This is a genomic window from Microbacterium sp. NPDC058389 (assembly GCF_042722305.1).
Taxonomy (GTDB): Bacteria; Actinomycetota; Actinomycetes; order Actinomycetales; family Microbacteriaceae; genus Microbacterium.
Genome location: NZ_JBHXJQ010000003.1, coordinates 58,820 through 71,603, shown reverse-complemented (window position 1 = coordinate 71,603; position 12,784 = coordinate 58,820). Strand labels below are relative to the sequence as shown.

Sequence of the window (12,784 nt, the reverse complement as noted above, 5' to 3'; positions counted from 1 at the left end):
ACATGAGCACCGCTCCCGCTTCCGCCTCCGGGGCCGCCAGCGCGGCCCCGGAGGCGGGCGCGCCGGCTTCGGCCGGCAAGCCCGCGAACCTGCTCGGCCCGAGCTTCGACGGCGTCGCGCCGGTCCCGCCGGTCGCCGCGGCACCCGCCCCCGCCGTCCGCATCGACGGCGTGTCCAAGCGTTTCGGCAACGGCCCGGTCGTGCTCGACGACGTGTCGCTCGATATCGCACCGGGCGAGTTCGTGTGCCTGCTGGGCGCATCGGGATGCGGCAAGTCCACGCTCCTCAACCTCATCGCCGGACTCGACCGGCCCACGGCCGGGACCATCGAGACCCCCGCGGGCGGCTCGGCCGTCATGTTCCAGGAGTCGGCGCTCATGCCGTGGCTCACCGCGCGCCGCAACGTCGAGCTGGCGCTGCGCCTGCGCGGTGTTCCTCGCTCCGAACGCGGCGAGAAGGCGCTGTCGCTGCTGGATGCGGTGAACCTCGCGGACGCCGCCGACAAGCGCCCGCACGAGCTCTCGGGCGGCATGCGGCAGCGCGTCGCCCTGGCGCGCGCCCTCGCACAGGACCGGCCCGTGCTGCTGATGGACGAGCCGTTCGCGGCACTCGACGCCATCACGCGCGACCTCCTGCACGAGGAGCTCGAGCGCGTGTGGCGCGCCACCGGCCGCACCATCGTGTTCGTCACGCACAACGTGCGCGAGGCCGCGCGCCTCGGTCAGCGCGTCGTGCTCATGGGCAGCCGCCCCGGGCGCATCGTGCAGGAGTGGCGGATCGCCAAGACCACCGGCCGGCGCATCGAGTCGCCCGAGGTCGCCGCCCTGTCGGTCGAGATCACCGACCAGCTGCGCAAGGAGATCCGTCGCAATGCCGCGTGACACTGTGACCCTGGACCGGCCGGCCGAGGACGACAGCGACCTCCGCAGCCTCGCCTCCGGTCTCGACAAGCTCCAGACCGACGCCGACGCCGGCCCGAGCCGCTGGCGCCGCTTCGCGTCGAGCGTGCTGCCGCCCATCGCGTTCGTGATCCTGCTCATCGTGGTCTGGCAGCTGTACGTCGTCCTCGCCCACCCGCGCCCCGACATCGTCCCCGGTCCGGCCGACGTCGCGGCCGCGCTCGGCGAGGCGTGGGACTCTGGCCGCCTGCAGCAGGCGGTCGCGACGAGCCTCGAACGCGGCGTCATCGGCTTCCTCATCGCGATCGTCGTCGGCACGCCCATCGGCCTGCTGCTGGCCGAGGTGCGCCCCATCCGGCGCGCCGTGGGCCCGATCATCTCGGGCCTGCAGGTGCTGCCGTCGGTGGCCTGGGTGCCGGCCGCGATCATCTGGTTCGGCCTGTCGGACGCGACGGTGTACTTCGTGATCCTCATGGGCGCGATCCCGTCGATCGTCAACGGCCTCATCGCCGGCATCGACCAGGTGCCGCCGCAGCTGCGGCGCGTCGGCACGGTGCTCGGCGCCTCGCGCTGGCAGCTCGCGACCTCGGTGATCCTCCCCGCCGCGCTCCCCGGCTATCTCGCAGGCCTCAAGCAGGGCTGGGCGTTCTCGTGGCGGTCGCTCATGGCCGCGGAGATCATCACGGTCGGCGGCACGATCGGCTTCGGCCTCGGCACGATGCTGCAGCAGTCTCGCGAGCTGGCCGATCTCGCGGGCGTGCTCGGCACGATCCTGGTGATCCTCGCGATCGGCGTGCTCATCGAGCTGGTCTTCTTCGGCCCGCTGGAGCGACGGATGCTGAAGCGCCGCGGGCTCCTCATCACGGGAGGCGCACGATGACCGCCGCACCCACCGGCAAGGTCTGGCTCGTCGGGGCCGGCCCCGGCGACGCGGGCCTGCTCACCCTGAAGGGGCTGCGCGCGCTCGAGGCCGCCGACGTGATCGTGGCGGACCGCCTCGGCGCCCGCGCCGTGCTCGACGGTCTCGCGGCGGACGGCGTGGAGCTGACCGCCGAGGTCGTCGACGTCGGCAAGCGCCCCGGTCACCACGCCGTGCCGCAGGACGCGATCAACGCGCTCCTCGTGCAGCTCGCCCACGACGGCAAGACGGTCGTGCGGCTCAAGGGCGGCGACCCCTACGTCTTCGGCCGCGGCGGCGAGGAGCTGTTCGCGTGCCAGGACGCGGGCGTCGTGGTCGAGGTGGTGCCCGGCATCACCAGTGCCGTCTCGGTGCCCGCGGTCGCCGGCATCCCGCTCACCCATCGCGGCGTCGCGACGGCGTTCACCGTCGCGACCGCGCACGACCAGATCGAGTCGCTCGGCGGCGGCCGCGACCACACCGTCGTGCTGCTCATGGGCGTCGGCACGCTGGCGAACTCGGCGATCACGCTGGCCCGCGGCGAGCGCGGCGGCGACTGCCCCGTCGCGATCGTCGAGGACGGCTACGGCTCCGGCCAGCGCGTCACGGTCGGCACCCTCTCGACCATCGCGCACCAGGCCGCCGCGCGCGGCGTGCGCTCCCCCGCCGTCGTGGTCGTGGGCGATGTCGTGCGGCTGAGCCCGTACGCGCCCGCCGACCTGAAGACCCTCGAACTCGACACGTACGACCCGCTCGCGCGCACCGCGGGCAGCATCCGAAAGGCCCCCGCACAGTGACCTCGTCGAACCTCCAGAACCTCCGCGTCGCGATCGTCGGCGCCGGTCCCGCCGGCATCTACGCCGGGAACATCCTCACGAACGCCCTTCGACAAGCTCAGGGACCGGATGCTGAGCCTGTCGAAGCACGCATCGACCTGTTCGAGTCGCTCCCCGCGCCGTACGGCCTGATCCGCTACGGCGTCGCGCCCGACCACCCCCGCATCAAGGGCATCGTGAACTCGCTCCACGAGATGCTGGATGCCGGCACCACGAGGTTCATCGGCAACGTCGAGGTCGGCCGCGACATCTCGATCGCCGAACTGCAGGAGCGCTACGACGCCGTGATCCTCGCGACCGGCGCCATCCGCGACGCGGCGCTCGACATCCCCGGCATCGACCTGCCCCGCTCGTTCGGCGCGGCGGACTTCGTGGCCTGGTACGACGGCCACCCCGACGTCCCCACCGAGTGGCCGCTCGACCAGCGCGAGGTCGCGGTCATCGGCAACGGCAACGTGGCGCTCGACGTCGCCCGCGTGCTCGCGAAGCACGCCGTCGATCTGCGCCCCACCGAGATCGCCGACAACGTGCTCGCCGGCCTGGAGTCCTCGGCGGTCACCGACGTGCACGTGTTCGGACGCCGCGGTCCCGGCGACATCAAGTTCACGCCGATCGAGCTGCGCGAGCTCGGTGAGGTGCCCGACGTCGACATCGTCGTGCACGACGAGGACTTCGCCGACGCCGACCCCGCGAACGCCGCGAACAACCAGCTCAAGGTGATGCTCCGCATCCTGAACAGCTGGCGCACGCGCGAGTCCACGGGAGCGAGCCGCCGCCTGCACCTGCACTTCTACCACTCGCCCGTCGAGGTCGTGGGCTCGCCCGAGACCGGCGTGAGCGGCATCCGGTTCGAGCGCAACGAGCCCGTGGGCGACGGCAGAGTGCAGGGCACCGGCCAGTTCCGCGAGTTCGCCGTGCAGCAGGTGTACCGCGCGGTCGGCTACTACGGCACGCCTGTCATCGACGCGCCGTTCGACGTGCGCGCGGGTGTCGTCTCGAACGTCGAAGGACGGGTGAGGGATGCCGCCACCACGGGCGACGAGGACGCACCGGTGGTCGCCGGCCTGTACGCCACGGGCTGGATCAAGCGCGGGCCGGTGGGCCTGATCGGTCACACCAAGTCGGACGCGATGGAGACGATCGCGCACCTCGTCGCGGATGCTGAAGGCGGGCGCCTGACCGCCCCCACGGTGGACGGCGACGTGCTCGACCTGCTCGACGAGCGCGAGGTGGCCTTCACGACGTGGGACGGCTGGCTCGCCCTCGACGCGCACGAGCGCGAGCTCGGCGCGACCCACGAGCACACCCGCGAGCGCGTCAAGGTCGTGCCCCGCGACGAGCAGGTGCAGATCTCCCGCGGAGCCCTCGTCCCGTGACCTACGTCATCGCGCTCCCGTGCGTGGACGTCAAGGACCGCGCCTGCATCGACGAGTGTCCGGTGGACTGCATCTACGAGGGTGACCGCTCGCTGTACATCCACCCCGACGAGTGCGTGGACTGCGGCGCCTGCGAACCGGTGTGCCCGGTCGAGGCGATCTACTACGAGGACGACCTGCCCGACGAGTGGCAGGACTACTACAAGGCCAACGTCGAGTTCTTCGACGACATCGGCTCACCCGGCGGCGCCGCGAAGTCGGGTGTCTTCGCGAAGGATCACCCGATCATCGCCGCGCTCCCACCGCAAGGAGAGGGCCATGACTGACGCCCCCACGACCGAGGTCGACGTCGTCATCGTGGGCGGCGGGCCCGCAGGCCTCTCGGCCGCGCTGAACCTCGGGCGCGCCCGCGCCTCGGTGGTGCTCGTCGACGCCGGCCGGCCCCGCAACGCGGCGACGCTGCGGTCGCACGGGTTCCTCACGCGCGACGGCGTGCCGCCGCTGGAGCTGCGCAAGCTCGCCCGCGCGGAGCTCGCCGCATACCCGAACGTCCGCGTCCTCGACCGCACGGTCGTGACGGCGCTGCAGCAGCGGGACGACGGGGAGGGCCGCCGCTTCCTCGCGGCGCTCAACGGCCGGGGCGCCGGCATCCCTCCCGCCGTCTCCGCACGGTCGGTGCTCGTCGCCACGGGACTCCGTGAGACGCTGCCCGACATCCCGAGCCTGCGTGCGTTCTACGGCATGACGGTGTTCAGCTGCGCCGCGTGCGACGCGTGGGAGCTGCAGGACCGCCCGCTGGCCCTCATCGGCGAGACCCCCGACCTCGCGTCGCGGGCGCGCCTGATCGCCCGCTGGACCGACCGCCTCACCGTGTTCACGAACGGGTCGGACGCCGTCGACACCGTCGAGGAGGCGGAGCTCGCGGCATCCGGGATCGTCGTCGAGCGACGCCGCATCGACGATCTCGAGGGCGACCGCGGCATCGTGTCGGCGGTGCGCCTCGCCGACGGCACCCGCATCGGCATCGAGGGCGGCTTCGTACGCCCGCAGTGGCATCCCGCTCTCGACTTCCTGGGCAGCATCGACCTCGAACGCGACGCGTTCGGCAATCTCGTCACCGATCGTTCCGGCCGCACGTCCGTCGAGGGGCTGTACTCGGCAGGGGATGCCGCCTCCCCCGGCCCGCAGCAGCTCATCGTCGCGGCCGGTCAGGGCGCGCGCGCCGCCGCGGTGCTCGTGCACGACCTGATCGGCGTGCGCACCGCGCACTGATCGCGGGCGCGTCAGGCGCTGCCGGAGTGGTCCTGCTCCCACGCCTCGCGGCCGGGCGTGAGCATGTCGCGCACCTGCGCCTCGTGGGTGCTCGCGGGCGTCACGGTGTCGGGCCAATCGGCGAGCTGCCCCTCGGCCCAGTCGGTCCATCTCAGGATGTGGTCGTAGTGGCCGATCATGAACGTGTTCGCGAGCGCGAACAGGTGTCGCCGCTCGGGGAACGTGCCGCCGGTGGCGCTGATGTAGGCGGCGTAGCGCGCGAACATCTCGCGGTTGGCGAGCGCGCTCTCGCGGGTGTGCTGCAGCGTCGCGCGCAGGTCGTCGAGCGATCCCTGGTCGGCCAGCAGCACGCGCACCATGCCCTCGAACTCGATGCTCGGCGGCCGCGGCGGTGTGCTCAGCCACGCGGCGAGCGCCTCGCGCCCTGCGGGGGTGATCGAGTAGATCGTGCGGATGCGCTTGCCGGTGTGCTCCTGCCGCGTGCCCACGTACTCCAGCTCGGCGAGGCGGTTCAGCACCGCGTACCGGCCGCGATCCGCCGACGGCCACAGTTCGGCCACACCGCGCCCGAGCTGTTCGGCGAGCTGGTACGCCGACCAGTCCTGGCCCGCGAGCAGGCCGAGGGTGAGGTATCCCGTCGTCGAGAGATCGCGGTCGGGCAAAGCGTGTCCTCATTCCGTGGGCCGGAAAAGAAACAGTAGCGCGGCGGCGCCGCTTCGACCATATACTGCAGATTGCAGTAACCATCGGCGTGAGCGGCTGTGGGGGCCCGCGATCGTCGGAGCGGCGGGCGCGTCTGGGGGCCGCCCGCCGCACATGGCCCTCGTCAGCGGCGCGTCTGCTCCGACCCCGACAACCGCTGCGCCAGGTAGATCGGCACGATCGACACGATCACCAGCACCACGGCGATCACCGAGACGACCGGCGCCTGGTTCGGCCGGAACATGTTGTTCAGGATGAAGATCGGCAGCGTCGTGACGCCCGACCCGGCGGTGAACGTCGTCACGATGATCTCGTCGAAGCTGAGGGCGAAGGCGAGCAGCGCCCCGGCGAGCAGCGCCGAGCGCAGCTGCGGGAACGTCACGAGCCGGAACGTGGTCCAGATCCCGGCGCCCAGATCGGCGGATGCCTCCTCGAGGTTCGTGCCGGTGCGCCGCAGCCGGGCGATGACGTTGTTGAACACCGTCACGATGCAGAACGTCGCGTGCGCGATGACGACCGTCCAGATCGACAGGGGCACGCCCATGATGGTGCGGAAGAAGTTGTTCAGCGCGATGCCGGTGATGATGCCCGGCAGGGCGATCGGCAGGATGATCAGCAGCGAGATGGCGTCGCGGCCGAAGAACTCGAACCGCTGCAGTGCCAGCGAGATCAGCGTCCCGAGCACGAGCGACACGATCGTGGCGACCAGCGCGATCGCGACACTCGTGCCCACGGCCTCCAGCGCGCCCGCGCTCTGGAACGCCTTGCCCCACCACTCCAGCGTGAATCCCGGTGGCGGCCACGTGAGCGAGGTCGAGGTCGAGAACGAGTTGACCAGCACGACGAACAGCGGCAGGTAGACGGCGAGCAGGATGAGGGCGGTGACGATGCCGAGCACCGTGCGGGCCGTGCGCGAGAGTCGCATCTCCGGGTCCTAGAGGTTGTTCAGGGCGCCGGTGCGACGCACGAGGGCGAGGTAGCCGAAGATGATGACGATCGGGATCAGGGCGATCGCCGCCGCGAGCGGCAGGTTGTTGGCCGCTCCGACGTTCGTGTAGACGAGGTTGCCGAGCATCTGGTTCGCGCCGCCCACGATGTTCACCGTGATGTAGTCGCCGAGCGACAGCGAGAAGCTGAAGATGGTGCCCGCGATGATCGCCGGGAAGGCCAGGGGGAGGACGACGCTCGCGAGGGTGCGCCACGTCCGCCCGCCGAGATCCGCGGATGCCTCCAGCAGGGAGTCCGGCACACGTTCCAGTCCTGCGTAGATGGGCAGGATCACGTACGGCAGCCACAGGTACGACAGCGTGATGACGGTCGCCGTGAGCCCGTACCCGGGGGTGTGGAGGCCGAACGGGGCGAGGAGCCACTCCAGGATGCCCTCCTGCGAGAGCACCGACCGCCAGGCGTAGGCCTTCACCAGGTAGCTCGCCCACAGCGGCATGAGGATGGCGATCACGAGGAACCGCTGCGTGCGCGGCGACGCGACCTTGGCCATGTAGAACGCGATCGGCAGCGCCAGCACGACATCGATGAGGGTCACCAGCAGCGCCACGCCCACGGTGCGGAGCGTGACCGTCTGATACAGCGCCCCCGTGAGGACCGTCACGATGTTGTCGAGGGTCCAGTCGGTGACGATCTCGCCGGTGAAGCTGTCGACGGTCCAGAACGCCGTGACCAGCAGCAGCACGAGCGCGACGATGTACACCACGCCGAGCCAGAACAGCGGCGCCGTCAGCAGGAACGCCAGGCGGAACCGCGGGTGCGCGCTGAGCCACGCGGAGGCTCGGCGGGCGGGCGTCTGGCGCGGCGCCGCCACCGAGCGTGCGGGCGGCGGGGCGGACAGGGTGTCGGTCATCGGTTCTCCGGTCGTGTCGGGGTGCGGAGCAGGGGCGGCGTCAGAGGCGCCGCCCCCGCTCCGGTGCATGCCGGGCGTCAGCCCTTGATCTCGGCCCAGGCCTCGGTCCACTTGGCGTAGTCGACGCACTCGACGTCGGTGCGGCCGTCGACGCACTTCGCGATGGGCGTCGTCCAGTACCAGATCTGCGACGCGTAATCGGCGTCGCCGGCGTGGTAGGCCTCGCAGTCGTCGCGGTAGTCGCAGGCCTCCTGGCTCGACGGCGCCTCACCGAAGTACGCGGTCGCCTGAGCGTTGACCTCGGGGCTGGCGATCCAGTCCAGCCACGCGTAGGCGCAGTTCGGGTTCTTCGCCTCGGAGGCGATCATCCAGGTGTCCGACCAGCCGGTCGCACCCTCTTCCGGGAGGATCGCCGCCGTCGGGGCGCTCTCGGCCTCGAGCGAGTTCTGGATGACCTGCCACGTGGTGCCGGCCACGGAGTCGCCGGTCTCGAAGGCCTGGATCTCCTTGAGGTAGTCCGACCAGTACTCGCCGACGTGCTGGCGCTGCTCCTTGAGCAGGTCGACGGCCGCCTGGAACTGGTCTTGATCGAGGGCGTACGGGTTCTCGATGCCCAGATCGGGCTGGTGCGCCATGAGGTACACCGCGGCGTCGGCGATGTAGATCGGCGAGTCGTACGCCGTGATCTTGCCCGAGTACGCGCTCGCGCCGTCGAACACGACGTCCCACGACGTCGGCGCGGGGGTCACGACATCCGTGTTGTACAGCAGCAGGTTGGCGCCGTAGCCGTGCGGAACGCCGTACGACTGGCCGTCGACCGAGTTCCAGTCCTTCTCCTTGAGGAAGTCGTAGACCCCCTCGTAGCTCGGGATGAGGTCGGTGTTCACCGGCGCCACGTCGCCCGCGGCGATGAGGCGCAGGGTGGCGTCGCCCGACGCGGCCACGACGTCGTAGTCGCCGGTCTTCATGAGGTTGACCGCCTCGTCCGAGGTGCCGTACGACTTCGACGTCACTTGACAGCCGGTCTTGTCCTCGAAGCCCGACACCCAGTCGACGGCAGGGTCGTTGCTGCCGTCCTCGACGTATCCCGGCCAGGCCAGGATCGACACCTGACCCTCGTAGTCCCCGAGCTCGGTCGCCTCGGCAGACGGCTGCGCGCCGCTCCCGCCGGACGTGCCGCATCCGGCAAGGACCGCGATCGATCCTGCCGCCAGTGCGGTCGCGGCGAGCCGCGCTCCGCGTGACATGCGCATCATGTGCCACCTCTCTGTGAAGCTCCCTCGACGGGATGCTGTCGTGCTGTGTGCTCCGGGGCAGGACGCCCAGGTCTGTGAGCGCCTCAGGCGCCGGGAGGGATGAGGGAGACGACGTCCTCGTCGTGCCACGTGACGTGGACGCGATCGCCGCGGTCGTCGTCGGAGCGCCGGGTGCGGTCGTTTCGCTCCAGGACGGTCACCCGCATACCCGCGTCGAGGTCGATGACCCGGCGGATGCCGCTGCCGACGTAGATCGACTCCACCACGGTCCCCTCGGCCGAGTGCTCGCCGGGGGCCGTCGCGGCGGCGGCGGAGAGCGTGAGCTTCTCGGGGCGGATCGAGTGCTGTCCGGAGCGTCCGATCAGCTCCGCCGACCGCTCCTCGTCGAAGAGGTTGGAGGTGCCGACGAAGTCCGCGACGAACCTCGAGGCGGGGCGCTCGTAGAGGTCCTGCGGCGTGCCCAGCTGCTCGATGCGGCCGTCGTGGAACACCGCGATGCGGTCCGACAGCGTGAGCGCCTCCTCCTGGTCGTGCGTCACGAAGATGAACGTGATCCCGAGGTCTCGCTGGATCTGCTTGAGCTCGACCTGCATCTGCTCGCGCAGTTTGAGGTCGAGGGCTCCGAGCGGCTCGTCCAGCAGGAGGACCTTGGGCTCGACGACGGTGGCGCGTGCGAGCGCGACGCGCTGGCGCTGACCGCCCGACAGCTGCGACGGCTTGCGCCCGGCCAGCTGGTCGAGGCGGACCGCGGCGAGCGCCTTCATCGCGAGATCGCGGCGACGGGCCCGCTTCACCCCGCGCACGCGCAGCCCGTAGGCGACGTTGTCGAGCACGGTCATATGGGGGAACAGCGCGTAGTCCTGGAAGACGGTGTTCACGTCGCGGTCGAACGGCGCCTTCTTGCTGACGTCCTGGCCGAACAGCTCGATGGTGCCGCCGGTGGGCTGCTCGAAGCCGGCGATGAGCCGCAGCACGGTGGTCTTGCCCGATCCCGACGGTCCGAGCATCGAGAAGAACTCGCCGGCGGCGATCTCCAGGTCCACGTGGTCGACCGCGGTGACGGCTCCGAACTCCTTCGTGAGTCCGGTCAGCCGGATGGCGGGCTGCTGCTCGGTCATGGACGTCTCCTTCGATGTCGATGGAAGTAAATCATATGGATCCATATGTCAAAAGAGGGACGGGCGTGTTACCGTCGTGTCACGGTCCGCGAGGAAGGACTCCTCCGCCGCCAGAACCGGGGGTTCCATGCCGCACGCGACGGGACGGGTCGACGCCGCGCGCGCCGTCGTCTTCGCACCGCTGGACGGCACCGGCCGCGCCGAGCTCGTGGAGCAGCGCCTCACGAACGCCATCGTCACCGGGGTGCTCCACGACGGCGAGCGTCTGCCCAGCGAGGCCGACCTCTCGCGCAGCCTCGGGGTGGCGGTCGTCACCGCGCGCGAGGCGCTCGAGGTGCTGCGCGACAAGGGTTTCGTCAAGACCCGCCGCGGCCGCGACGGAGGCAGCTTCGTCACGTTCGACCGCGAGTCGGCGACGCGGCTGCTCGAACGCCGACTGCGCGAGCACAGCCGCATCGAACTGCGCGACGTCGCGCTGCTCGCGTCGGCGATCGCGGGCACCGCGGCCGAGACGGCCGCCGTCCGGGCCAGCGACGACGACATCGAGACGCTGGTGCGCATCGCCGGCGCCGCCGACCTGCACTCGGCGGGCGGGGCGCGCCGGGCGGTCAGCCGCTTCCACCTCGAGGTCGCCGCGATCAGCCAGTCGCCACGACTGGTCCATGAGGAGATGCGGCTGCAGGGCGAGGCGGGCTCGCTCCTCTGGATGTGCCTGCGCGAGCAGGAGTACCGTGACCGCAGTGCCGAAGTGCGCACGCACGTCATCGCGGCCATCCGTGACGTCGATCCCGACGCGGCGCGCACCACGACCATCGCACACATCAACAGCGCCTTCGAATGGCTCATCGACGAGCGAGCGCGCATCGACGCGCGCGGCGACGGCGCGGCATCCGACCCGAAGGACATGCCATGACCACCATCGCGACCCGGTCTCCTGCCGACGTGGCGATCCGCGTCGCCGAGACGATCGACGGCATCTTCGCCATGATCGACGGCTGGCGCGACCTCCTCGAGCAGCGGCTCGCCGCCGCCGACGCGCTGACCGCCGAGACCGTCGACGGGATCGTCGAGACCTTCGCGGTGCCGGCGGTCTCGGGCGAGACGCTGCTCACCGGAGCGGGCTTCGTCGCCGCGCCCGGCGCGCTCCAGGACGCCGAGTGGCACCTGGCATGGTGGCTGGGCACATCGGCGTCGCCGCACGTCGCACGCCGCCTGGCGACGATCGACGACCCGTCGCACGAGCAGTTCCGGGACTACACGGCCCTGGAGTGGTGGCGGGTCCCGGCGACGACGGGAGCGCGCCACCTGACTGGGCCGTACGTCGACTACGTGTGCACCGACGACTACACCGTGACCATCACGACGCCTGTCGTCCGCGAGGGGCGCATGGTGGGCGTGGTCGGCGCGGACGCGCTCGTGGACCGCTTGGAGCGCGTGCTGCTGCCGGTGCTGCGCACGGGCGCGACGCCTGCGACCCTTGTCAACGCGTCCTGCCGGGTCGTGACCTCGACGGACTCCCGCCGGGAACCGGGATCGATGCTGCGCGACGATGGGATCACCCTGGCAGTCAAGGCCCTGTCGCCGACGCCGGTCACGCTGCCGGGCGGCGCATCGGTCCTCGCGTGCGGCGACACGTCGCTCGCCCTCGTCGTCGGACGCTGAAGCCGTTCGGTTGCGGCAGGATGGGTCCGATGCCATCGCCGACCGACCCGTCGTACGACGAGCTGCGCGCGCTGCGCGCCCGCGCCTACGGGCCCGATGCCGACATCCAGGACGACCCGGGTGCGCTGGCCCGCCTCCAGGAGCTCGAGGCCCGCAACGCGGTCACCGTCGCCGTCATGGGAGAGCCGGAGCAGGATGCCGTCGCCTCGGCGTCCGCGGTGGCATGGCCCCTCCCCGTGCCCGACGACGGCCCAGCGCCGGCGCCTGGGCCCGCGACGGCCGCGACGGCCGCGACCACGGTCGGCGCCGCCGCGGGCGCGTTCGCGAGCAGTCACGGCGGGACCGCGCCGGAGGACGCGGATCCGGAGGACGACGGCATCCCGGATCCGGCCGGCGGACCCCGCCGATCCTGGTGGCGACGGCACATCCCGCTCCTGTGGGCAGCCTCGGTGGTCGCGGCGCTCGTGCTCGGTGCGGGACTGACGCTCTGGACGCAGAGCCTCGACGCCGGGCACATCGCGGTGCTGCACGAAGACGCCGACGCGGACTGGCCGACCGAGGTGTGGGGCGGCCCCACCACGGGGTCGCTGGCGTTCGAATCGTTCCACGGGCTGTTCGTGCTCTCGCAGCCGCAACCGGGGCGGACCGAGGCGCAGCCCGAGACGCCGTGCATCATCGTCTACAGCGAGATGAACGGCAACATCACCTACGCGAGCGGCACCTGCGGCGCGGGACCCTTCCCCGCCACCGCGACGTTCATCGTCGACAGGTCTGCGCCGGCGGGCCTGCGCGACGCCTTCGCCGAGGGCACGGCGCTGCAGTTCGTCCTCGACGACACCGAGGTGCACGTCTACGCGAAGGCGCCGGGCGTCGTGCAGCGGACGCCCTGAACCACCGCTCCGACGTG

At 71.3% G+C, this 12,784-nt stretch carries 14 protein-coding genes; 9 read left to right on the top strand and 5 right to left on the bottom strand.

Going from position 1 to position 12,784, the window contains the following annotated elements:
- Nucleotides 1–2: 2 nt before the first annotated feature.
- From ACFWJ8_RS05560 to ACFWJ8_RS05535, 6 genes are read left to right on the top strand one after another with little or no spacing between them, the layout of a single operon-like run.
- Entirely contained in the window at nt 3–881 is an 879-nt protein-coding gene (locus ACFWJ8_RS05560) for an ABC transporter ATP-binding protein (protein ID WP_378809714.1), read from the top strand.
- The gene (locus ACFWJ8_RS05555; RefSeq protein WP_378809712.1) at nt 871–1,779 is read left to right on the top strand and encodes an ABC transporter permease; all 909 of its coding nucleotides are present in this window, start codon (nt 871–873) and stop codon (nt 1,777–1,779) included. Before ACFWJ8_RS05560 ends, ACFWJ8_RS05555 begins: the two co-directional genes overlap by 11 nt.
- Nucleotides 1,776–2,594 (top strand): uroporphyrinogen-III C-methyltransferase, encoded by an 819-nt coding sequence (gene cobA, locus ACFWJ8_RS05550; protein ID WP_378809710.1) that lies wholly within the window; start codon nt 1,776–1,778, stop codon nt 2,592–2,594. The genes ACFWJ8_RS05555 and cobA overlap by 4 nt, the downstream gene beginning before the upstream one ends.
- Complete coding sequence (locus tag ACFWJ8_RS05545) at nt 2,591–4,009, top strand: FAD-dependent oxidoreductase (RefSeq protein WP_378809708.1); 1,419 nt, start codon at nt 2,591–2,593, stop codon at nt 4,007–4,009. Before cobA ends, ACFWJ8_RS05545 begins: the two co-directional genes overlap by 4 nt.
- Complete coding sequence (fdxA, locus tag ACFWJ8_RS05540) at nt 4,006–4,335, top strand: ferredoxin (protein ID WP_378809706.1); 330 nt, start codon at nt 4,006–4,008, stop codon at nt 4,333–4,335. The genes ACFWJ8_RS05545 and fdxA overlap by 4 nt, the downstream gene beginning before the upstream one ends.
- On the top strand, nt 4,328–5,281 hold the full coding sequence (locus tag ACFWJ8_RS05535; protein ID WP_378809705.1) for an NAD(P)/FAD-dependent oxidoreductase: 954 nt from the start codon (nt 4,328–4,330) through the stop codon (nt 5,279–5,281). The genes fdxA and ACFWJ8_RS05535 overlap by 8 nt, the downstream gene beginning before the upstream one ends.
- Before the next feature lie 11 nt (nt 5,282–5,292).
- Here ACFWJ8_RS05535 and ACFWJ8_RS05530 read toward each other — a convergent pair whose 3' ends face one another.
- The 5 genes from ACFWJ8_RS05530 to ACFWJ8_RS05510 all read right to left on the bottom strand — a co-directional run bounded on the left by ACFWJ8_RS05530 (nt 5,293) and on the right by ACFWJ8_RS05510 (nt 10,215).
- Nucleotides 5,293–5,943 carry a PadR family transcriptional regulator gene (locus ACFWJ8_RS05530; protein ID WP_378809704.1) on the bottom strand — a complete coding sequence of 217 codons (651 nt, stop codon included), beginning with the start codon at nt 5,941–5,943 and terminating at the stop codon, nt 5,293–5,295.
- Nucleotides 5,944–6,107: 164 nt separating this feature from the next.
- Nucleotides 6,108–6,908, bottom strand: coding sequence for an ABC transporter permease (locus ACFWJ8_RS05525; RefSeq protein WP_378809702.1), 801 nt, complete (start codon nt 6,906–6,908; stop codon nt 6,108–6,110).
- 9 nt (nt 6,909–6,917) lie between these two features.
- Complete coding sequence (locus ACFWJ8_RS05520) at nt 6,918–7,841, bottom strand: ABC transporter permease (RefSeq protein WP_378809700.1); 924 nt, start codon at nt 7,839–7,841, stop codon at nt 6,918–6,920.
- A gap of 77 nt (nt 7,842–7,918) precedes the next feature.
- Complete coding sequence (locus ACFWJ8_RS05515; protein WP_378809699.1) at nt 7,919–9,097, bottom strand: ABC transporter substrate-binding protein; 1,179 nt, start codon at nt 9,095–9,097, stop codon at nt 7,919–7,921.
- Nucleotides 9,098–9,180: 83 nt separating this feature from the next.
- Nucleotides 9,181–10,215 carry an ABC transporter ATP-binding protein gene (locus ACFWJ8_RS05510; RefSeq protein WP_378809698.1) on the bottom strand — a complete coding sequence of 345 codons (1,035 nt, stop codon included), beginning with the start codon at nt 10,213–10,215 and terminating at the stop codon, nt 9,181–9,183.
- A 127-nt stretch (nt 10,216–10,342) separates the two neighbouring features.
- On the opposite strand from ACFWJ8_RS05510, the gene ACFWJ8_RS05505 reads away from it, so the two are divergent.
- The 3 genes from ACFWJ8_RS05505 to ACFWJ8_RS05495 are packed head-to-tail and all read left to right on the top strand — an operon-like array spanning nt 10,343 to nt 12,767.
- Nucleotides 10,343–11,128, top strand: a complete 786-nt coding sequence (locus ACFWJ8_RS05505; RefSeq protein WP_378809697.1) for a FadR/GntR family transcriptional regulator — start codon at nt 10,343–10,345, stop codon at nt 11,126–11,128.
- Entirely contained in the window at nt 11,125–11,877 is a 753-nt protein-coding gene (locus ACFWJ8_RS05500; RefSeq protein ID WP_378809696.1) for a cache domain-containing protein, read from the top strand. Before ACFWJ8_RS05505 ends, ACFWJ8_RS05500 begins: the two co-directional genes overlap by 4 nt.
- 29 nt (nt 11,878–11,906) lie before the next feature.
- Nucleotides 11,907–12,767, top strand: a complete 861-nt coding sequence (locus ACFWJ8_RS05495) for a hypothetical protein (RefSeq protein WP_378809695.1) — start codon at nt 11,907–11,909, stop codon at nt 12,765–12,767.
- Nucleotides 12,768–12,784: the final 17 nt, after the last annotated feature.